Origin of the sequence: Synechococcus sp. YX-04-1, from assembly GCF_030546365.1 — a bacterium.
Taxonomy (GTDB): domain Bacteria; phylum Cyanobacteriota; class Cyanobacteriia; order PCC-6307; family Cyanobiaceae; genus Parasynechococcus.
In genome coordinates this window covers 1-508 of record NZ_JAUONZ010000030.1, presented here as the reverse complement: position 1 = coordinate 508, position 508 = coordinate 1, and the positions used below count along the sequence as shown (strand labels likewise).

The window sequence follows — 508 nt, the reverse complement described above, 5'->3', positions numbered from 1 at the left end:
CTGGCGACAAAAAGAGGCCATGCGTCAATCGCCTGCCGGACCCGTCCCTGCCCCTCCGCATCGCTCATGAGCATGACTGAGATCGCCCATTTGACCGGATCCTCAATGATCCGCCCGGCGCCGACCGCCAGCGCGAAACACTGCAAGAGCGAGCCCTGCGCCAGGGCGTGGAGACCGGGACGCACTGGCTTGGCAAGCACTGGCGCCACCTGATCGTATTCGGGAACTACGACCGTGAGCGCCTGTCGGATGATCGGCGTGGTCAAAAAATCATGATAGTCCCGGCGGTCTTTCAAAGACATTCGTGGCTGCTCGCAAACGTTCGGCGGCGAGGCCCGGCGATGTCGCACCGTCAGAAGCTGAAGCACTTCGGGCGCTTCCAGGTCGCCCTGCCCCGCGCTGCGCGCCCAGGCATCGAGATGCGCGGCACCGACCTCGGCATGCCCTTCAAGTTTCTTGAAGCAATCCGTACCGAACCGATCGGACAGGGTCTCGCCGGTGGCGCCCC

General features: G+C 64.2%; 1 protein-coding gene. It reads right to left on the bottom strand.

What is annotated here, in order from left to right; all coding sequences use genetic code 11:
• Window positions 1-302: hypothetical protein (locus Q3Y53_RS13090; RefSeq protein ID WP_303536822.1), on the bottom strand; the 302-nt coding region annotated here is incomplete at its 3' end.
• Between the last annotated feature and the right edge of the window lie 206 nt (window positions 303-508).